This is a genomic window from Mesorhizobium sp. LCM 4576 (genome assembly GCF_001854815.1).
Lineage (GTDB): Bacteria > Pseudomonadota > Alphaproteobacteria > Rhizobiales > Rhizobiaceae > Mesorhizobium > Mesorhizobium plurifarium.
Genome location: NZ_MDDT01000007.1, coordinates 169,943 through 189,954, shown reverse-complemented (window position 1 = coordinate 189,954; position 20,012 = coordinate 169,943). Strand labels below are relative to the sequence as shown.

General features: G+C 65.3%; 20 protein-coding genes. 2 read left to right on the top strand and 18 right to left on the bottom strand.

Annotation, left to right across the window (positions count from 1 at the left end):
• Positions 1-61: 61 nt before the first annotated feature.
• Together LCM4576_RS03070 and LCM4576_RS03065 are read right to left on the bottom strand one after the other, a co-directional pair.
• A complete protein-coding gene (locus LCM4576_RS03070; protein ID WP_083361284.1) occupies positions 62-1,174 on the bottom strand; it encodes a branched-chain amino acid ABC transporter substrate-binding protein in 1,113 nt (370 codons plus the stop codon).
• 141 nt (positions 1,175-1,315) lie between these two features.
• Positions 1,316-2,089, bottom strand: a complete 774-nt coding sequence (locus LCM4576_RS03065; RefSeq protein ID WP_083361283.1) for a GntR family transcriptional regulator — start codon at positions 2,087-2,089, stop codon at positions 1,316-1,318.
• A gap of 104 nt (positions 2,090-2,193) precedes the next feature.
• On the opposite strand from LCM4576_RS03065, the gene LCM4576_RS03060 reads away from it, so the two are divergent.
• A complete protein-coding gene (locus LCM4576_RS03060) occupies positions 2,194-2,955 on the top strand; it encodes a pyrroline-5-carboxylate reductase (protein ID WP_071030472.1) in 762 nt (253 codons plus the stop codon).
• Positions 2,956-2,975: 20 nt separating this feature from the next.
• Here LCM4576_RS03060 and LCM4576_RS03055 read toward each other — a convergent pair whose 3' ends face one another.
• From LCM4576_RS03055 to LCM4576_RS03005, 11 genes are all read right to left on the bottom strand, one after another.
• Positions 2,976-3,725 (bottom strand): SDR family oxidoreductase, encoded by a 750-nt coding sequence (locus LCM4576_RS03055; RefSeq protein WP_071030471.1) that lies wholly within the window; start codon positions 3,723-3,725, stop codon positions 2,976-2,978.
• Between the two features lie 24 nt (positions 3,726-3,749).
• A complete protein-coding gene (locus tag LCM4576_RS03050) occupies positions 3,750-4,673 on the bottom strand; it encodes a 3-hydroxyacyl-CoA dehydrogenase NAD-binding domain-containing protein (RefSeq protein WP_071030470.1) in 924 nt (307 codons plus the stop codon).
• A 3-nt stretch (positions 4,674-4,676) separates the two neighbouring features.
• Positions 4,677-5,543 (bottom strand): hypothetical protein, encoded by an 867-nt coding sequence (locus tag LCM4576_RS03045; protein ID WP_071030469.1) that lies wholly within the window; start codon positions 5,541-5,543, stop codon positions 4,677-4,679.
• 1 nt (position 5,544) lies between these two features.
• Positions 5,545-5,868 carry an NIPSNAP family protein gene (locus tag LCM4576_RS03040; protein ID WP_071030573.1) on the bottom strand — a complete coding sequence of 108 codons (324 nt, stop codon included), beginning with the start codon at positions 5,866-5,868 and terminating at the stop codon, positions 5,545-5,547.
• A gap of 93 nt (positions 5,869-5,961) precedes the next feature.
• A complete protein-coding gene (locus LCM4576_RS03035; protein WP_071030468.1) occupies positions 5,962-7,239 on the bottom strand; it encodes an alpha/beta fold hydrolase in 1,278 nt (425 codons plus the stop codon).
• A gap of 12 nt (positions 7,240-7,251) precedes the next feature.
• Entirely contained in the window at positions 7,252-8,226 is a 975-nt protein-coding gene (locus LCM4576_RS03030; RefSeq protein WP_071030467.1) for an alpha-ketoacid dehydrogenase subunit beta, read from the bottom strand.
• Position 8,227: 1 nt separating this feature from the next.
• Positions 8,228-9,151 (bottom strand): thiamine pyrophosphate-dependent dehydrogenase E1 component subunit alpha, encoded by a 924-nt coding sequence (locus LCM4576_RS03025; RefSeq protein ID WP_071030466.1) that lies wholly within the window; start codon positions 9,149-9,151, stop codon positions 8,228-8,230.
• Between the two features lie 148 nt (positions 9,152-9,299).
• The gene (locus LCM4576_RS03020; protein WP_071030465.1) at positions 9,300-11,039 is read right to left on the bottom strand and encodes a cobalamin-dependent protein; all 1,740 of its coding nucleotides are present in this window, start codon (positions 11,037-11,039) and stop codon (positions 9,300-9,302) included.
• Positions 11,036-11,842 carry an alpha/beta fold hydrolase gene (locus LCM4576_RS03015; protein WP_071030463.1) on the bottom strand — a complete coding sequence of 269 codons (807 nt, stop codon included), beginning with the start codon at positions 11,840-11,842 and terminating at the stop codon, positions 11,036-11,038. The genes LCM4576_RS03020 and LCM4576_RS03015 overlap by 4 nt, the downstream gene beginning before the upstream one ends.
• The gene (locus tag LCM4576_RS03010; protein WP_071030461.1) at positions 11,842-12,633 is read right to left on the bottom strand and encodes an aspartate dehydrogenase; all 792 of its coding nucleotides are present in this window, start codon (positions 12,631-12,633) and stop codon (positions 11,842-11,844) included. Before LCM4576_RS03010 ends, LCM4576_RS03015 begins: the two co-directional genes overlap by 1 nt.
• Before the next feature lie 9 nt (positions 12,634-12,642).
• Positions 12,643-13,179, bottom strand: a complete 537-nt coding sequence (locus LCM4576_RS03005) for a cupin domain-containing protein (RefSeq protein WP_071030459.1) — start codon at positions 13,177-13,179, stop codon at positions 12,643-12,645.
• A 153-nt stretch (positions 13,180-13,332) separates the two neighbouring features.
• On the opposite strand from LCM4576_RS03005, the gene LCM4576_RS03000 reads away from it, so the two are divergent.
• Positions 13,333-14,937, top strand: a complete 1,605-nt coding sequence (locus tag LCM4576_RS03000; protein WP_071030458.1) for an FAD-dependent oxidoreductase — start codon at positions 13,333-13,335, stop codon at positions 14,935-14,937.
• A gap of 139 nt (positions 14,938-15,076) precedes the next feature.
• On the opposite strand, the gene LCM4576_RS02995 is transcribed toward LCM4576_RS03000, so the two are convergent.
• The 5 genes from LCM4576_RS02995 to LCM4576_RS02975 all read right to left on the bottom strand — a co-directional run bounded on the left by LCM4576_RS02995 (position 15,077) and on the right by LCM4576_RS02975 (position 19,997).
• The gene (locus LCM4576_RS02995) at positions 15,077-15,916 is read right to left on the bottom strand and encodes a MaoC family dehydratase N-terminal domain-containing protein (RefSeq protein WP_071030456.1); all 840 of its coding nucleotides are present in this window, start codon (positions 15,914-15,916) and stop codon (positions 15,077-15,079) included.
• Positions 15,917-15,931: 15 nt separating this feature from the next.
• Positions 15,932-17,065 (bottom strand): CaiB/BaiF CoA-transferase family protein, encoded by a 1,134-nt coding sequence (locus tag LCM4576_RS02990; protein WP_071030455.1) that lies wholly within the window; start codon positions 17,063-17,065, stop codon positions 15,932-15,934.
• Entirely contained in the window at positions 17,058-17,798 is a 741-nt protein-coding gene (locus LCM4576_RS02985) for an NAD(P)H-dependent oxidoreductase (RefSeq protein WP_071030572.1), read from the bottom strand. The genes LCM4576_RS02990 and LCM4576_RS02985 overlap by 8 nt, the downstream gene beginning before the upstream one ends.
• 11 nt (positions 17,799-17,809) lie before the next feature.
• A complete protein-coding gene (locus LCM4576_RS02980) occupies positions 17,810-18,958 on the bottom strand; it encodes an acyl-CoA dehydrogenase family protein (protein ID WP_071030453.1) in 1,149 nt (382 codons plus the stop codon).
• A gap of 103 nt (positions 18,959-19,061) precedes the next feature.
• Positions 19,062-19,997 carry a LysR substrate-binding domain-containing protein gene (locus LCM4576_RS02975; RefSeq protein ID WP_071030451.1) on the bottom strand — a complete coding sequence of 312 codons (936 nt, stop codon included), beginning with the start codon at positions 19,995-19,997 and terminating at the stop codon, positions 19,062-19,064.
• Between the last annotated feature and the right edge of the window lie 15 nt (positions 19,998-20,012).

Below are 20,012 nucleotides of genomic sequence, written 5' to 3'. Positions count from 1 at the left end.
GCTTCGACGGAGCGCGGCCATAGACAAGCCGGGAGACCGCCGAGGCGACTCCGGCGCATGACTATTTCTGGCCGGCCAGTTTGAAGTCCGAGCCCTCGACCTTGTAAAGGTAAGATKGGGCCACCTTGAGTTCGCCAGTGTCGTCGAACTCCAGTTCGCCTACCGCGGTCTTGACCTTGGCCGCATGCAGCGCGGCGTTCATGTCCTCGCGCGTAAGGCCCTTGGTCGTCTTGAGCACCTGCTCGAGAATTTGGCCCTGCACATAGCCGTAGATCGAATATGGCCCGGCATCCTCACCATACTTGGCCTTATAGAGCTTAGCGAAATCCGCGATCTCGGGGGAAGCATCCATCGGCGGGACCTGGATGGCGACAAGCGTGCCCTGGACGTTGGCCTCGCCGGCCTGCTTGATAAGGTCCGGGGTATAGCCGCCGTCCGGCACCATCAGCGCCGCGGCTATACCCTGTTCGTGCATCTGCTTGGCGAACAGCGCAAGCTGCGGCATCACCGCGCCAAGATAGATCGCGTCCGGTTTTTTGGTCTTGATCTGGGCCAGAACGGCGGTGAAGTCGACGTCGGTCGGCGCAACCGCCAGGGTATCGAGGACCTTGCCGCCGCCCGCTTCGAAGTTCTTGGCGAATATCTCGGAAATTCCCTGTCCGAAGACCTGCTTGTCGTTGACGATGACGGCGGTCTTCGCGCCGAGCTTGCCTAAGGCGTATTCAGCCGGCAATAGGGCGCCGGCCAGGTCGTTGGCGACGGGGCGCACCATGAACTTGTAGCCCTGTTTGGTCAGCGACGGGTTCGAGCCGAAGGTCATGGTCGGCAGCGAGCAGTCCTCGTAGATCGGCAGCGTCGACTGGGCAACGCCGGAATTGAAATTCACAAGACCGAGCACGACCTTGTCGTTGTCGCAGAACTTCTGGGCGACGAGCGTTCCCTCGCGCGGGTCGGCTTTGTCGTCCTGCTGATCGTAGGCGATGGTGACGCCGTTGACGCCGCCATTCGCGTTCAGTTTGTCGACGTAGAGCTTGAAGCCATTGTGCCAGGTATTGCCGAAATACGCCTGCGGGCCGGAAAGCGGCGCGGCCATGCCGACGGTTATCTGCTCCGCCATGGCGGGTGCCGCGAAGACTGAGGTGCCGAGAAGGAGTGCGGCGGTAAGTTTTCTCATGAAGGTTCCCCTTAGCTGCTGTCACGTGAGGGCGGCCGTTCCGGTCTTCTCCCCTCTTTGCCAGYGCATCGAAGCAGACAAAGGAGTGGCAGTCAAGAAAGTGTCGACACTATTGCGTTCAATCTTGTGGTCAGATACCGATTAAGCATCACGGACCTTTCGGCGACGCTTCAAATCGGCGGCATTGTCGGGCGCAAAAACCTTGAGCAGCGCGTCCTTGAGCGCCTGCTGCGTGACGGAGACGGTCATTTCGATATGTTCGCGCAACAGTTTCATGCCTTCCTCGGCATCTCGTTTGACGGCGGCGGCGACGATCCCGGAGTGGAAGGWGACTTGCGCCTTGTCGTGCGAAGGGTGCTCGATCTGGATACGGCGGATGAAGCRGATGCGCGCATTGATGGAAGCGAGCTGCGCGACAAGTTCGGGATTTCCCGAGAGCTCGGCGATGAGCAGATGGAAGCCTTCGTCCTCAGCCAGAATGATGTCGGCCGGCTGGTCTCGATAGCCGTCGACGATCGCCTCCCAATATTCACGCAGCCGATCGATTTCGCGGTCTTCGGCGCGCTCGCACATCAGCTTGAAAGCGGCGCATTCAATGATGGAGCGCAGCTCGTAGAGATCGAGCAAGCCCTCGGTGCTGAGGCTCCTTACGAAGAAGCCGCGATTGGGGGTGAGCGAAACGAAGCCCTCGGAAGCGAGCCGGTTCAACGCCTCGCGGATTGGCGTGCGCGAGACACCCAGGCTGCGCGAAAGCTGGACCTCGTTGATGCGCTCGCCGGGCTTGAGCGTGAACTCCACGAGATGCTTGCGGATCGTGAGATAGGCACGTTCGCTGCTGTCGGCGCTGCGTCGCGTTTCGGCCTCGTTCATGGCGGGCTGGCCGCTGCCGGCGTCGCCCTCAACTCGTTCGGTCATGAAAGTTCCAATCGGATTTGTCTGCAGGTTGTGTCGACACTTTGCGGCTCACACTTCTTTCGCAAGTTCATACGAATGGCAAGCGGCGCTTCGGGGGGAAGGAAATGATCATTGGCATTCTTGGCGTCGGGCATCTGGCCGCTTCCATGCTGACCGGGTTTGTGCGGTCCGGGTTGGATCCAGCGGCAATCATCCTGTCTCCACGCGGCAAGGCCGCGGCCCTTGYGATCCAGCACGGCTTTCGGCTCGCCGCCGACAATCGCGAACTCGTTGAGGTTGCCGATGTCGTCCTCGTCGCCGTGCGGCCCATCCATGYGCCCGAAGCAGTTAGCGGCTTGCCGTGGCGAAAGGGACAGACCGTGATATCGGTTTGCGCCGGCGTGCCGCTGGCCGGTCTGGATGTCGCGCCGGCGCGTATCGTTCGCGCCATGCCGCTCACCGCTTCCGAGATCGCGGCCAGTCCGACGGTCTACTATCCCGACGTGGAGCAGGCGAGGGCGGTGCTGGACCGGTTAGGCCCCCCGATAGCACTCTCCAGCGAGAGGGATTTCGATGTCGCGACGGTCAGTGCCGCGGTCTACGGCTGGGCACAGGATCTCATCCGCAGGACGGCGGAATGGTCGAGCGCCCAGGGCCTCGATCCCACGGCGGCCCGCCGGCTGGCGGCAAGGACCTTCGTGGCGGCCGGGCGACTGATCGCCGAAAAGGGAGACCCGATGGAGCGGATGCTGCTGGAATTGGTGACGCCGGGTGGGATCACCGAGCGGGGAMTGCAGGTTCTCTCGGCGCGCGAGGTGCCGGCGGCCTGGGAGCAGGCCTGCATGGCGGTTCTCGCGAAGCTGACCGGCGGCCCTGCCGATACCTAGAAGCGGCGGTGCGAGGCCGATCATCGTAGCGGCGGCGGCGGGTATTTCTGGCCCCCCGCCGCCTGTTCGCTCGGCGCGATGGTCAATTCCGCGATGTCGACATGGTCAGGCATCCGCAGCGCCGAAACAAGCGCGGCGGCAATGTCGGCCGGGCGCAATGGCCGTTGCTCGCAATACATGCGCTTGCGCAAGCCTTCGCGGTCTCCGTCAAAGGCCTTGAGGTAGAAATCCGTCTCGACGCGTCCAGGCGCGATTTCGGTCAGCCTCACGCCGGTGCCTGCAAGATCGAAGCGCAGGATGCGACCGGCTTGCGACAGGCCGGCCTTTGCCGCGCCATAGGCTGTCGTACCGGCAAAGACGCCGCTGGCTGCCGTGCTGGTCAGGGTGAAGATGTGGCCGCGCTTGCGCGCGATCATACYGGGCAGGAGAAGGCGGATGAGTTGCAGCGGCGCGGTGAGATTCAGTTCCACCACCTCCGCCGTCTCCTCGGCGCTTTGTTCATGCAAGGGGCGCACGGTCGCCAGGCCGCCGGCATTGTTGACCAGCACGTCGATTTCGGCGGCGCCCAGCGCGGACATGATCGCTTCGCCATCGCGAACGTCGGTTGCGATGGGCTTGACCTGCGGCCCAAGCCGCTCCCGCAAGGCAAGCAGCGCGTCCTTGCTACGCGCCAGCGCATGGACCGTCAGCCCTTCCGCCACGAGGCTCTCAACGATCGCCGCGCCAATGCCTTTGGAGGCTCCGGTGACGAGGGCGGTGCGATAGTCCATGCTCGTTCTCCCAAGCTGCTACGATCAAAGCGCGCCGTGTTCGGCGACCGCCCTCAGGATGCCGACCAGCCCGGCGTCCCGCGCTGCCCTGAGTTCCTCGGGGCCGCGGCCATGCGTCGCCGCGCCCGTCGACGCCGAAACCGCCCGGATCGTGTCAGCGTCGAGCCTGGCCTCGAACAGCGTGTCCCAGATGGCCTGATAGGTGGGACCGTATTTGCGCAGGAAGTCCTCGATGCCGTCGGCATTGAGGCTGTTGGAAATGAATGAGCCCTGCAACGTCCATTTCGGTCCCGGTCCGTACATGAATGCCCGATCGATRTCCTCGACCGACGCGACGCCGTCGCGCACCATGGCTATGGCTTCGCGCCACATCGCGCCCATCAGGCGCAAGGCGAGATGRCCTGTCACTTCCCTGTTGAGCGTGACCGGCTTCTTGCCGATGTCTTCGTAGACGGCGCGCGCCCGCGCGATTGCCTGCGGATCGGTCGCCTTGCCGCCGACGATCWCGACGAGCGGCATCAGATGCACCGGGTTGAACGGATGACCAAGCACGATGCGGCCCGGCACGCGGCACTCGGCCTGGATGTCGGAGACGAGCAGCGCGGAGGAGGAGGAAGCGACGATGACCTCGTCGCCGATATGGTTTTCAATCTCGGCAAGCAGTCGCCGTTTGAGCGACAGGTCTTCCGGACCGTTCTCCTGCACGAAGTCGACTTCTTCGAGTGTCTCCGCCATCGTCGGGAAAAGCCTGATCGCCCCGGGCGCGGGCGCGGGGCCCTTCAAGCTGTCCAGGTCTGCCGCGAGCGCCGGCAGGACTTCGTCAAGGACTGCCTCCTGACCCTCGGCCGGATCATATACGCGCACATCATGACCGGCATGGGCAAAGCAAGCTGCCCAGCGCTGCCCGATGATGCCGAACCCGACAATGCCGATGGTCAGTCTGTCCATTTTTCAGGCCCTTCTCCCATCGAGCGCGGCACGAAACGCTTCGTTGAGGTCATTCCATGGGATAAGCAGGTCGAGCCAGGCGCCGATGCGGCCGGCGACGAGGATCGCYTCATTGACAAGGGGGTCGAAAGGCACTGCCTCCTCCATCGCCCTCTCTAGACGAAACAGCAGCGTCGGCGTTTCCACGAGATGGCAGAAGTCTCGCAGCCGCGTCGCCGCCTTGTTCAGCGCAAGTGCCGCCGTCTGGCGCAGCACCGCCTCGTCGACGCTTGCCCGCTCGGATYRGATCCACCAGAGCAGTTCGTGCAGGACGCGCGCCTCYGCCTCCGCCGTGAAGACCGGTCCGGCGGGATGCATGATGGCCCGCGAAGYGGTGATATGGGCTATGTCGTCGGGCATGCGGTCCCAGATCACCTTGCGTCCGGCCACGATGTCGTGTGGAAGCGTCGATGCCGGCGGGGACTCCTCAGTCCCTCCGTCGGCCAGTGCCAGGGTCCCGTCGATGATGCGGCGTCCCTGTTCCCGCTTGAGCACCGCGGCGAGCTCCGCGATGCCCTCGACCGGCGCATCGAGATGGCCGAGCACGGTGATCTCCGCCGTCTCGGCCTGGAGCGGCGCGAAGGTGATTTCCAGGAACTGCCGTACCGGCCAGTAGATGAAGGCTCCCGCCTTGGCGTCGAGCACGTGGGTCGCGCCCTCCACGTCCTCGACGAAGGGGGCGTGCCAGTAGATATGGCTGCCGGCGATCTTGGGCGTGTGCAGTTGCAAACGCAGGGGTAGGGCGGCCAGCAGCGAGCGGCGAGTGCGCAGGGTGTCGCCGTTCAGTTGAATGGGCCAGGCCTTGCCCTCGGCCGAGAAAACGAGCTGCATGTCACTTGCCGGGGTTGAAGAACGAAACCGGCTTCAGGATCTGGTTGCGCATGTCGAGGAGATAGTCCGTCTCGATCACCTTGCGCCGATAGGCTTGCCATTCCGGGTCGGCTTCCATGCGGTCGCGACGCTCCTCACGGTCGGCAAGGGTCTCGTATTTCCACAAGTGCACGGTCCGGGAGAGATCGCCGATATGAGTCTGGAAGAAGCCGAAAGGCTCTCCCAGATAATGCCGCTGCATGGGCAGGCCGACATCCTCATAGAGCTTGAGGAAATGGGGCAGCTTGTTCGGCCGGGCGGTGTAGGTGCGGTGGTCGAAGATCATCTCGGTCACTCCTTCTGGTTCCTGTTCCGGCCCCGTGAGGCCAGAAAAGTCTTGTCCGGCTCGGCTTTGCCGACGCCGCAAGCGCGGGTCGTCTCAACCGCAACTTCGCACCGTCTCCGCGATAAGCCTGGCCGTTAGCGCCGGCGCTTCGATCTGCGGCACATGGCCAACGCCGTCGAGCAGGTGAACGGCGGCGAAGCCGGGCGCGCGGGCGGCATGAGCGGCAGGTGCTACGCGGTCGAGCTTGCCCCACACGAGCCGTGTCGGCACGCCGAGCCCGGCGAGAGCGGGCGTCAGGTCAAAGCCTTGCGTTCCATCGGGGAACAGCGCTTCCGCCATTGAGGCCAGCACATCCCTATTGCCGTTCTTTTCCATCTGCCTCAGCGCCGCTTGCGCGTAGCCGGCCGGCAGGGTTCGAGGATCGCCCACCATGACCGCCAGCCAGCGCTCGAGCGCCTGGACGGTGGTCGAGCGCGCAAGCCCGGCGATGAAGCCGGCATTGATCTCTGGACCGAGACCGCCCGGGGCAAGAAGGGTCACGGAGCGCACGGTGAGACGGCCGATCCGCGTAAGCGCAAGAGCGGCCGCCCCGCCCAGGGAATGGCCGACGAGATGAGCGTCCCTGACGCCCATGGCCTCCAGTTGGTCGGAAAGGGCGAAGGYGATCTCCTCGATGCTCTTGGCCGGCCGCGCGGCCTCCGCGCCGTGGCCGGGCAGGTCGAGGCTGACCGTCGTAACATCTGGTTCGAGCAAAGGCACGACTTGCCGCCAAACGGAACGGTCCGCTCCGAAGCCGTGGATGAGGACCGCCGGCGCCGTTCGGCGCGCTGTCGCCGGCGTGGCGACGTGCGATGCCGGGGACTCGGTCGGCTCCGTCTGGATGCCGCCGGACCGATCCGGACGCCCGGCGAGTGCGGCGTCAATGTCACGCTTCTTGATGCGTCCCCTTGGACCGGTGCCTGAGACGGCCGACAGGTCCAGCCCCGCGGCCGCCGCAAGCCGGCGGGCAAGCGGGCTTGCGATTGCACGGGTGCCGGACTGGCGGGAGGGTGCAGGGGCGTCGGTTGCGGAGAGGGGATCGGCCGTTGCTGTTGTTGTGGCTGGAGCCGCGTGGCCTGCCACCGGTTTTTCGTCGGCGATGGTGCCGAGCACGGCGCCCACCGGCGCTTCCTGCCCTTCGGTGAAGTAGATATCGGCCAGCCAGCCATCTCGATCCGCCTCGATTTCGGTCGCCGCCTTGGCCGTCTCGACGGTGACGATGAGATCGCCGGCCTTGACCGGGTCGCCGGATTTGGCCGCCCAGGCAATCACCAGCACGGCTTCCATATACTCGCCGCCGGCGCTGTCGATGCTGATCGGATGGGTTGCCATCTGCCGCCTCCGTCACTTCAAGGTCTTCAACGCGGCAGCGCGGATCTTCTCGGCGCTCGGCAGCATCGCCGTTTCGAGAGGCTCGGAATAGGGGATCGGCATGTCCGGCAGCGTCACGCGCGCGACCGGAGCGTCGAGGTCGTCGAAGGCATGGTCCATGATCGTTGCCGAAAGTTCGGCGGCGTAGCCGCAGAAGCGCCAGCCCTCGTTGACCACCACCGCGTGGTGCGTCTTCGCGATCGAGGCGACGATGGCGTCGAGGTCAAGGGGGCGCAGCGACCGGAGATCGATGATTTCCGCCGAAACGCCGTCCGCGGCCAGCAGATCGGCCGCCTTTGTCGCTTCAACCACCATCTTGGAAGTGGCGAAGATCGAGATGTCGCGGCCCTCGCGCACGGTTGCCGCCTTGCCAAGCGGCACGATCACGTCGCCTTCCGGAACCTCGCCGCGAATGTTGTAGAGCAGCTTGTGCTCGAGGAAGACGACCGGCTGGCTGTCGCGGATGGCGGCCTTCAGCATRCCCTTGGCGTCGGCCGGCGTCGAAGGCGCTACGACCTTGATGCCGGGTACGTGGGCAAGCATGGAATCCAGCGCCTTGGAATGTTGCGCGCCCGCGCCCGCTCCGCCGCCGCCCTGGGTGCGCACGACGAATGGCATCTTCACCTGACCGTTCCAGACATAGTTGTAGATCGATGCCTGGTTGACCAAAGCATCGAGCGACAGCGGTATGAAGTCGGCATACATGATTTCCAGCACCGGCCGGGTGCCGGTCATGGCTGCGGTCACCGCCATCGCGGTCAGGGCCTGTTCCGAGATCGGCGTGTCGCGCACCCGCCTTTCGCCGAATTCCTCCATCAGCCCCTTCGTCACCTTGAACACGCCGCCGTAGCGGCCGATGTCCTCGCCGAAGAGGAAGACGGAAGGATCGGCCTGCATCTCCTCGCGCAGCGCGGCGTTGAGCGCCTCGGCGTATCGCATCATCRCCATGTCAGTGCGTCTCGCTGTAGGGATTGCAGGCTTCGTCCACCAGGAACTCCGGCATCGGGTCAGAAAGGGCGACCTCGAACGCTTCGTCCGTCTCGGCCTTGGCCGCGGCCTCGATATCGGCGAGCCGTGCCTCGCCGACATCGCCCAGCAAAGCCTTGCGGGAGATGATCAGCGGGTCGCGCGCTTTCCAGGCAGCGATATCGTCGGGCCTTTGGTAGCCGCCCATATCGGATGTCGAGAAACCCTCGACGCGGTAGGTCTTGCATTCGACCATGCCGGGACCTTCGCCACGTCTCGCTCTTTCTGCCATCGCCGACACGGCGCGATAAACGGCGACCGCGTCGTTGCCGTCGACGATCTTGGCCGGCATCGCGTAGCCGGCGGCGCGGATCGATAGATCCGCGACCGGCGACTGGACATCGGAAGGAACGGTCAGGCCGAACTGGTTGWGCTCGAGCACGAACACGACCGGCAACTTCCAGAGCCCGGCCATGTTCATCGCCTCATGGCAGATGCCCGTCTGCGCGGCGCCGTCGCCGAAGACGCACATGGCGACATTGCCCGTGCCGAGGATCTGCATCGACAGCGCCATGCCGGCAGCGGCGGGGATACCGGCTCCGACGATCGCGTTGCCGCCAATCACGCCCTTTTCGGCATCGGCCACCAGCATATGGCCGGCACGTCCGCCGCAGGCGCCCGTTGCCCTGCCGAATATCTCGGCCACGACTGGGCGCATGGCCATGCCCTTGCCGATGTAGACGGCATGGCCGCGATGGGTGGTGGCAACCTTGTCGCCGGCTTCCAGGGCGGCCGTGGCCGCAACGCCCACAGCCTCCTGGCCGTCGCATCGATGGATAGGGCCACGCGTGCGCCCTTCCTTATGAAGCGCCCCCAGCCTCTCCTCGAGGTGCCGCACCAGCAGCATCCGACGATAAATCTCCAAATGCTGTTCGACGGACGGAGTGTTCTTCAYGGGCTATCCCCAGTTGTGCGCCGAATTAAATACAAAAGTGTCGACACTTTGCAAGCGCTTCTGCAGGGCGGTGCGAAACAAGTTCGAAAAAGGGGAGGATTCAGGCGGCTGGCGGGATGGAACGAAGGGCGGAGAGCATCTCGTCGAGGTCGGCGCAAGGGAGGCAGCCGAGGTCGGCGATATCCTTGGTCACATCGACCGGCAGGCCTGAATTCGAATCCTTCGGCACCTCGTTCAGTCGTCCGCCGATCAGCACGGGCAAGGAAAGTCCGCGCACCGCCATCGCGGCCTTCACAGCCTGCGCGTAGCGCAGCGCGACGCCATTGTAGGTGCTGACCGCGATGGCGTCCGCGCCGGTTTCGGCGGCACGGGCGACGAGCGCTTCCGGGTCGACGGCGACGCCGGCATCGACGATGGCGATGCCGAGACCTTCGAGCGCCTGTTCGACGAGATATTTGCCGTGCTCGTGAACATCCGTGGTGCCGATGCAGATAGTGAGATTTCTCGCCACCTCCATCCGCTTCTGGGCCGCCGCCCAGCTTGCCGCCTTGTGGTTGAGCTCTCGCGCCCATTCGGCGTGGATCAGCGGCACACGCCCGCGCGGACCTGTCGCACCTGGGCCGAAAAGGGCTTCCAGGCGCTTCGGACCGATGCGGCGGATGGCCAGCATCAGCGCAGCAGGGTCATCCACATCGACCCCTCGCTCGGCGAGACCGGCGAGAGCGGCATCGGCAAAGCGTCGACCGCCTTCGACGAGCATGTCGGCCATCGCCTCGGTCTTGGACCAGTCGAAGACCGGGTCGTAGAAAGGCGCGTGCAGCGTCAGCCTGTGGGCGAATGTCTGCGCGTCGATGATCTCGTCGACGTCGGGAATACGCTGGTTCTCCGTCACCGGCACGGGAYTGATCGCATGGCCCGAAGGCCAGCGCCCCATGGCGAGTATGTCGGCCATCAGGTAGCTCGCCAGGCTGGCGTAATTGCCTGCGGGGGTCGACTGGTAGGAGACGGTGTTGCCGAAGATCATGGTGCCCGGCGTGTCGGTGACCCGCACGAGCGCCGCGTGGAAGGCGGTGCGCGAAAGCGGGTCGCTGAAGTGATGGCCGTAGCAATGGGCAAGGTGCGCGCCGATCAGCGTCTCGACGATATGCTTCTCCACCAGCACCATGCCGAGCGCGCAGGCCATGTCGATGAAAAGCCCGGCGAATCCGTCGTCGAGATTCGAATGGACCAGGATCTCCGCATCCTGCGCCGCGATCAGCCCGAGCGCGGTCACGGTCGCCTCGGTTGTCGCCACGTCGTCGTCCCAGTAGGGCAGGCGGAAGGTGAAATACTGTCCGAGATTGCCGATAGYCGTTGCTCCGGCCGCGATCGCTGCACGCGTGTTTTCGACGGCGCCCGGCAGGCCGAGCATGAAGTCTCCGAAATGCGCGGCCGCGGAGGCAGCATTGGTGATGCGCGCGAAATCCTCCGGACCGGTCAGCACGATGCCTGTGCCGCGCGCGGCCTTGGCGCGCATGGCCTGCGGATAACCCATCGACCAGTCCAGCGTGATGCCGAAACGATCGACCGTGACCCCTGCCTTGCGGCATTGCTCATGCACTTCRCCGATCGCCGCGATGGTGCGGTCGACGCTGCGGAAGCCGATGTGGGCATGCTGCATGACGCGACTTTCCGCCACCGCCTTGCGTTTCCACGCGGCTTCGGAAGGCATTCCCGTTTCGATGAGGAAACGGCAACTCCCAAGCCGCCAGTCGCGCGCCATGGTTCGCCCCTCGGCGAGCAGGTCCCGGCCCGGCTTGAGACGCGGATCGTTGAGGACGGGGACGATGTCGGCGGTCATGATGTCTGCTGTTCGGCTTCGGTGATGAAACGGTGGATGACGGCGGCAATGCCTCCCGGCCTGGCGAGGGGATGGAAATGCGCGCCGTCGACGGATGTGTATCGGGCGCCCGGTATTGCGGCGGCAATGGCTCGCGTCAGTTCAGGCGGAGTCAGCACGTCGCCCGTGGCGGCGATCACCTGCACCGGAACGRCAATCCCCGCGAGGTCATCGAGGCAATCGTGATCGAGCAGCATGCGCAGGCGCGACGCGGCGACGTTCAATGGGGCAAGGGTCCGCGAGGCGGTGGCGACCGCCGCCTCGAGTTCGGCGGCATGCATGGCTAGGTAGGAAGCCTCGTGGCAGAGCACATGGGTAAGGCGCTGATAGGTCTCAGCCATGCCTGCCTCGAGCAGTTCGGCACGCGCGGTGAAGACGGTGCGGAAGCGTGTGTCGGCCCGCGCCCAGGAACTGCTGATCGTGTAGCTCAGCCCGAGATCCGCATGGTCGAGGGCAAGTCTCTGGGCGATGGCGCCGCCTGTGGAATGCCCGACGATATGGGCCGGCCCGCCCGTCTGCGCCAGCAGGCCCGCGACATCGCCGGCGATGAGCGGAACGGAGTAGGGGCCGTCGGGGCGGTCGCTGCGGCCGGCGCCGCGATGATCGATGACTATGAGGCGATAGTCGGCCTCAAGCAGGCGCACGACGCCGGACCAGAATCGTCCGTCGCCGCCGAGTCCCGGGATGAGGACGAGGCGCGGCCCCTTCGCCCCGAACGTTTCGTAGTGGATGCGGCAGCCATCGGCGGCGACGAAGAAGGCCATCAGCGGCGGCCTCCCTTCTCGGGCGGGTCGATGTCGAGCAGATCGCGCAGCGCGGCGACRAGACTCAGCGCGGTCAGTGCCGAAGTCTTCGGATTGACGGGCGAGGGCGCGTTGACCATGTTGAAGAAGGCGGTGCCGGCAGCGCTCTCGGCCTCGATCTCATGGCTGTTGCCGATCGCCTTCGGGTCGGCGATCACCCRCACGGTGACCTTTTCGTCCCCTACGGCCAGCGCCACGGCGAAGGCCGCGTTGAGGTTCTTCGGATAGGCGGATGCCGCGTCCGCGGGGGTGCCCTCGAAGAGCGTCACGGCATCGCGCTCGGCCGATAGACCAAGCGCGGCGATCTCGGCTTCCCAGGCCGCCGGCGGCTTGCGCGAGGTATAGCGCACCCGCGCGTCGGGAAGGGCCGCTATGGCGCGCAGATAATCGAGGCCGCCCAGCGCTCCCGCCGGCAGGATAAAGCGCGCGCCGCCGCTGCGGCCGGCGGCGGTGATCCGGGCGTGAAGCGTGGCATCGGCAAGCGCGCCGACCGATGCCACGACGGTTGGTATTCCGGCCTCCAGCAAGGCAGGTATGTGGGTCGCCACTGCCCCCTGGCCCGCTGCTTCGACCACAGCCCGCGGCTTTGCCTCGATCAGCCGCTCGACCCTGGTGACCGCACTGACATTCGCCGGCAGTTCGGGACTGGCGCCTTCGCGCAGCAACACCAGCCAATCGACCGCGTCCGGCGGAAAGGCCGAGACGATGTCACGCGCGATCGCGCCRTAGCCGATGAGGCCGAGCGTCGTCATCCGGTGTCTTCAGGAGCCGCGGCTCACGGGATCAAACTTGTCGGTGAGATCGACGCCGAAGACGGTCCTGCGCTCGATCTCCAGCACGTTTTCCGGGCGTGGGAAGTTGGAGGGCACGCGGTCGCCCGGCCTGCGTGGCTTGCCGATGAGACGAAAAAAGTCTTCGAGCCCATTGGGCACGATCAGCCAGAGCCAGCGAAGCTGCGTTTCGCCATCGTTGATGAACATGTGCCTGACATTCTTCGGCAGGAACACCACGCTGTCGGGGCCCAGGGGATATTCCTTGCCGTCGACGACGGCACGGCCGTGGCCTTCGATGATATAGACGGCCTCCTCATTACGCTCATGCGTGTGCTCGCGCACATAGCCGCCAGGCGCCACCGATTGTGTGCCAAGCGCGAACGGGTGCTCCATGCCGACGATATGAGGCGCCAGCGCCACGTCGATATGGCCGTTCGCCGGCACCGGCTGCCAGTAGCTTTCACGCGTTTCGAGCCCGGAGATATGAATGCCGGATGGAGCTGGCGGAAGGTGAGTATCATCCATGGCTCTGCCTCTCGAAAAGCGCTTGAGATTATCGTGCGGGTGCATGCCGCTCACCAACGGAGCGTATAATGCAAAAAGTGTCGACACAATAGTAGACAGATTTAATTTCCCGCACCTATAGTGACGCCGCGACGACAGTCTGGGGGACCGCCAATGGGCGAATTCGATGTTCTGGTTATCGGTTCCGGTTCGGCGGCCTGCTCGGCGGCATTGAGGGCGGCCAAGGGCGGCCTCAATGTGCTGGTTATCGAAAAGAGCGAATGGCTTGGTGGCACCTCGGCCATGTCCGGCGCGGGGGTCTGGATACCCGCCAACCATCTGGCAGCGGCTGCCGGCGTCGCCGACAGCCGGGACGATGYGCTGACCTATCTGCGCGCGGTGTCTCCGCGGGATTGGGCGCGGAAGGAAGATGCGCTCTGGAGCGCCTTCGTCAGGGCGGCTCCCGATATGCTGCGTTTCCTTTCTGGCAACACGCCTCTCGACTTCCGCCTGGTCAACGAGCCGGATCCCTTCGCCGAGGCGCCCGGCGGCAAGCTTTTCGGCCGCATGCTCTCGCCGAGGCCGCTCAGCCGCCGCATCCTGGGCAAGTTTGCGCCGCGCCTGCGCCGCTCCACCCTGCCGCACAGCTTCAGCTACCAGGAAATCGTCGATCTCGACCTCTATCACCACCCTATCCGCGCCGGCCTCAGGCTCTGGCCGAAGCTGCTTTGGCGGCGGCTGACGAATGCCGGCGGGCAGGGCACGGCCCTCATGACCGGGCTCATCAAGGGCTGCCTGGATGCGGGGGTCGCCTTCCAGTTGGAAACGCGCGCCGTGGGCCTGCTTCAGGATTCGGACTCGCGCGTGATCGGCGCCGAAGTGGAGCGCGAGGGCCGGCGGACGAAACTTCTTGCTCGGCGCGGCGTGATCATCGCGACGGGAGGATTCGAATGGGATGCCGAGATGCGGGCGCGGCATTTTCCCGGCGCGCTCGATCGTATCGGCAGCCCTCCCACCAATGAGGGCGACGGCCAAAAGCTTGCCGCTTCCGTCGGGGCGGAGCTGGACCGCATGGACCAGGCGAACGTCTATCCCTGCCTGCCGACGCTCTACCAGGGCAAGCCGCATGGCCTGCCCATGACCTTTCAGGCCGAGCCGCATTCGATCGTCGTCAACCGCGACGGCAGACGCTTTGTCAGCGAGAACGATTTCAACATCGGTGAGGCGATCGACGCGCGCGGAGCGGACGGCGCCCCGGTGAACCTGCCCTGCTATCTCGTCGGCGATCATCGCTTCCTGAGGACGTCTCTGCCCTTCCGCTGGTATGCGTCCTACGAACGCCAGTGGATCAAGAAGTCGGACACGATCGGCGGCCTCGCCGCAAAGCTGGGATTACCGGCGTCGGCTCTCGAAGCGACGATCGCCCGATGGAACGGCTTTTGCTCCAAGGGGCGCGACGAGGATTTCCGCCGCGGTGAGAACGGYTGGGAGGATTACAAGGCGCATGGCCCTGAAAATCGGCTGAAGCCGATCGACAAGCCGCCCTATGTCGGCATGACGCTCAATCGTTCGATCCTGGGCACCAAGGGCGGCGCCCGCACCAACGAGCGGGCGCAGGTGCTGAGGCCGGACGGTTCGATCATCCCCGGCCTGTACGCGGCCGGCCTTGCCATGGCCAACCCGATCGGCACCCGCGCGGTTGGAGCCGGCACGACGCTTGRCCCCAATCTGACCTGGGGTTTCATCGCCGCCGAAACCATCCTTCACCAGAACCGGTGAGTTCTCCGGGGTGAATGCGCATCGTCACTCGAACGTCCTCGAGGTCGAGGATCACCGTGTCGGCGCCACTGCTGTCGGCCTAGCAAATTTCTCCGGCCGTGATCCGGCGCAGACAGCGGCGGGACGGGCGTGACGAAGCTCACCATCGCACCGTGGCCTTCACCGTCACCTGTCCGTCCGACGAGCGAACTTCCATTTCCATCTCGCCTTTTCCGCGGGCCGTTCCGCTGAGCAGCAGGGTCTGCGGGCCGATCGCCGGGCGGACTCCGCGAAACGAGAATTGGCGCGGCGCGAGTCCGGCGACGACAGCAGCGAAGTTCATGAGCAGCGTCGCTTGCAGCGGGGCGTGGATGACGAGCCCGGGATAGTGCTCGACGCCCGTGGCGTAAGGCGCATCGTAGTGGATGCGATGCCCGTTGAACGTCAGCGCGGAATAACGGAAAAGCAGCACCGGATCGACGTCGACTGTCCGCTCGTGCGACGTGGCCGACCTGGGGCCGGCGGGCTGAGCCGGGGCCTGTGGCGCGCCAGTCTCCGGCTCGCGATAGACGATGATCTGGTCCTCTTCGACCACCGGACCGGCGGCGTTGGCGATCTCGTGGCGCACCGTGACAAAAGCGAGCCTGCCCGAACGGCCCTGTTTTTCCTCGATCGCGCGCACCATCGAGCGGCGGCGGATCGCGTCACCGGGGCGGATCGGCGCCAGGAATCGCACGTCGCTGCCTGCCCACATGCGGCGCGGAAGCGGCACGGGCGGYAAGAATCCACCTTTGGCCGGGTGCCCGTCTGGACCCAGTTCGCGCGCGTCCGCGATGTYGGGGGTCAGGCACCAGTGCAGGCCGGGGGGAGTCTCGTCGAGCCGCGCCGCATGCGCTCCGAGTGTGGCTTCGAAGCTGGCGATGACGCGCGGGGTGACGATGTCCTCGGCCTCCCACGACCGTCCGATCCATTCCTGCAATACGATGTTGTCCGATCCCAAGGCTCCGACTCCGCTTCAAGTCTCGAATTCCGCGCGGATGCGATCGGTATCGGCTCCGAGCCCCGGAACGGTCGGCGGCGTCTCGAACGCAGCGGACCGCACCGAGGGTTTCGGGACCGTGACCCTCTTGCCGCCGGGCAGCGCGACCTCGATCCGGCGCAGCGCTTTGTGCAGCGGAAGATCGCGCACCTCGCTCACCCGTCCCCAGGCGTTCTGGGCCTGATCGAGCCGCCCGATCGCTTCGTTGGAATCGATCGCCGCGAAAATCGGCTCGACTTCGGCATCGAGCGCTTCGCGGTTGGCGACGCGCTGGGCGTTGGTCGCGAAGCGTTCGTCATTGGCGAGATCCGGCCGCCGCAGGACCGCCGAGCAAAAGCGCTTCCATTCGCTGTTTTGCTGGACGGAGACGACCACGGCCGCGCCATCGCAGCAGGCATAGGGCCGGTAGGGATAAATCGAGGCGTGCGCCAAGCCGTAACGGCCCGTCTCGCGGCCGGTATGCTCGTAGTACAGCAGCGGCACCGCCATCCAGTCGGCCATGCCGTCAAACATGGCTATTTCGATCGCCCGGCCTCGGCCGGTCCTGCCGCGCGCCAGCAACGCCTCGAGGATCGCCGCATGCGCGTTCATTCCTGTTGCGATGTCGGCAGCCGACACGCCGATCTTGCAAGGCGTATCGGCGGTGCCGGTCACTGCGCAGATACCGCTTTCCGCCTGCACCAGCATGTCGTAGGCCCGCATTGATGCGTAGGGTGTGTCCTGCCCGTAGCCGACGATGTTGACGGCAATCAGCCGGGGAAATTTCTCGCCAATCACGGTGGCGGAAAGGCCTAACCTGTCGATCGCGCCCGGTGCAAGGTTCTGCACGAGGACATCCGCCTGGGCGACCATCCGATGCAGCAGAGCGAGGTCTTTCTCGGCCTTGAGGTCGAGCGCCACGCTCTGCTTGCCGCGGTTCAGCCAGACAAAATAGGCCGACATGCCTTCGACGGTGGAATCGTAGTGGCGCGCGGTCTCACCTTCGGGGCGTTCGATCTTCACGACGCGAGCACCTGCATCGGCGAGGCGGACCGTGCACAAGGGAGCAGCGACCGCCTGCTCGATCGAAACGACGAACAGGCCCTCCAGCGGGCGGGCGGCGTCAGACATTGCGCTGCACCCCAGAACGGGCGAGCACGCCTGGCTTCAGCCTCTCGTTCTTGCCGTAATCTTCAGCCGGGTGGAAGAACAGGCGCGGCGTGTCRTCGATGTCCTCGAGCCTTTTGCGATAGGTCTCCAGATAGGCCTTGCGGCCGTCGTCGCCGACGCGGCCGGGCATGTAGGCGACGAAGGGCGGCAACACATCGAAGCCCGCATAGCGCAGCAGGCCGTTATGGATCGGCCACAACACCGTGAGGATGTCGCCGTCGATGCCGTCGGGCGCATAGGTGTCGGCCGAGGTGCCCGTGGTGGCGGCCACCATGGCGAGCTTTCCCTTGAACATGCCGGTGTCGTATTTGCGGCCCGGCAGATAGGCAAAGCCGCGCGCGAAGACCCGGTCGGCCCAACCCTTGAGCATCGCCGGCATTCCGAACCACCAGACGGGAAACTGCAAGATCACGAAGTCCGCCCGTTTCAGCTTCTCGATCTCGGCATTGATGTTGGCCGCCAGCCGACCCGTCTCATAGGCGGCGGTCTGCTCGCGCTGCAGGCTGAAGAAATCCGGATCGTTGCGCTCGCCAGTCATGTCGCCTTGCCCGGCGACCGGATTGAAGCCGATCGCATAAAGGTCGCTGACCACCACGCTGTGGCCGACCCGCGTCAGGGTCTCGAAGGCGAGGTCCTTCATGGCGCCGTTGAAGGACTTCGGTTCCGGATGCGCGTAGACGATGAGGACGTTCACAACGACCACTCCTAATAAGAACGCGGCAGGCCGAGCACGTGCTCGGCCAGGAACGACAGGATGAGGTTGGTGGAAATCGGCGCGACCTGGTAGAGGCGCGTCTCGCGGAACTTGCGCTCGACGTCATATTCCTCGGCGAAGCCGAAGCCGCCATGCGTCTGGATGCAGGCGTTGGCGGCCTCGTTCGAGGCATCAGCCGYCAGCATCTTGGCCATGTTCGCCTCGGCGCCGGGGTTCTTGYCGGCTTCGTAAAGGGCGAGCGCCTCGCGCACCATCAGCTCGGCCGCGCGCATGTTGGCGTAGGCCCTGGCGATCGGAAACTGGATTCCCTGGTTCTGGCCGATCGCCCGACCGAACACATGGCGCTCCCTGGCGTAAGCGCTTGCCTTGTCGATGAACCATTTGGCATCGCCGACGCATTCGGAAGCGATCAGGATCCGCTCGGCATTCATGCCGGAGAGGATGTAGCGGAAGCCTTTTCCCTCCTCGCCGATCAGGTTTTCGGCGGGCACGCGCAAATCATCGAAGAATATCTCCGTGGTGGCATGGTTCATCATGGTGCGAATAGGCCGGATGGTGAGGCCGTTGCCGATGGCCTCGCGCATCTCGACGATGATGACGGAAAGGCCGTCGGTCTTCTTCATGCCGTCCGCCAGCGGCGTGGTGCGCGCCAGARGCAGCATCAGGTCCGAATGCTCGGCGCGGCTGGTCCAGATCTTCTGGCCTTTGACCACGAAATGGTCGCTGTCGAGCCGGGCGGTGGTCTTCAGCGCGCCGGTGTCGGTGCCGCTGGTCGGCTCGGTGGCGCCGAAAGCCTGCAGGCGCAACTCGCCGGTGGCGATCTTCGGCAGATAGCGCTGCTTCTGCGCTGCCGAGCCGTGGCGAAGCAACGTGCCCATCGTGTACATCTGCGCATGGCAGGCGCCGCCGTTGCAGCCGGCGCGCTGGATCTCCTCCAGCACCGCGGCAGCGGCCGAAAGCGGCAGGCCGGAGCCGCCATACTCCTCGGGGATAAGGATCGAGAGCCAGCCGGCTTCCGTCAGGGCTTCGACGAATTCGCGAGGGTAGGCCATATCCCTATCGAGGGCGCGCCAATACTCGCCGGGAAAACGGGCGCAGAGTTTGGCGACGGCTTCGCGAATATCCTGATAGTGTTCCATGGATTGCCGGGCCTTTCGTCTCGCTCCGGCGGCCAGTATCACGCCGGCACATCTCGACAGCAACGCAAGGCAGGTGTGATCAGCTATGCCGAAATTGAAACCCTTACGGCGCCGAACCGAGAAGCTGGCCGACCCATACGGCCCGCTCGACAAGATCGCGGGCGGTATCCTCGATCGCCTGGCCGGCAAAGCGCGCCAGCCGCGAGGCCGGCCGGTCGGCCGGATAGGCAAGGATGAGGCGACGCACGGGCACGGGATCGATCAGCGGCGCGGCGGTGAGCAGGCCGGCGGCGACATCGGCATGGATGGGCGCGAGCGGCAGGATCGTCCAGCCATGGCCATTGCGCACGAGGTCCTTCAGCACCGAATAGGTATCCGCCTCGATGYCGACATCGAGCGTGATGCCGGTCTCCGCGGCGCAGCGTTCGACGATGATGCGCAGCCCGTGCTTGACGCTGGGCAGCAACAGCCTTTTGCCGGCGAGCGAGGCGAACGGCACGGCGCGCACGGTCGAGAAGCCGGCATCGGGGGGGCCGATCAGGAACAGGTTCTCCAGGAGCAGCGGGCGGGTGCGAAGCGATCTCGCCATGCGCGGATCGTAGAGCACCGCGACGTCTATTTCGCCCCGATGCAGCCAGTCGAGCAAATAGCCGGTATAGGCGCTGACAAGCCTGAGCTTCGCCTTGGGATGGGCCTTGCCGAAAGCCGCCGCCAGCGGCAGCGAGATGATGTCGGCCACCGTGGGCGGCAAGCCGATGGCGATCTCGCCCGTCAGCGGCGCATCGGCGGGCGTGGCGGTCGCGCGGATCTCGTCGATCTCGGCCAGCACCCGCACGGCGTGGGCCARCACTTGCTTGCCCTGTTCGGACAGCACCATGCCGCGCCCATGACGCAGGAACAGGGCAAAGCCCAGTTCCTCCTCCAGCATGCGCACCTGGCGGCTCAGCGCCGGCTGCGCGATATGCAGCCGGTCTGCGGCCTTGCTGAGGCTGCCGAGCTCGGCGACGTGGATCAGGGTGCGCAGCTGTGACAGCTCCATAAGCTATCGAATATC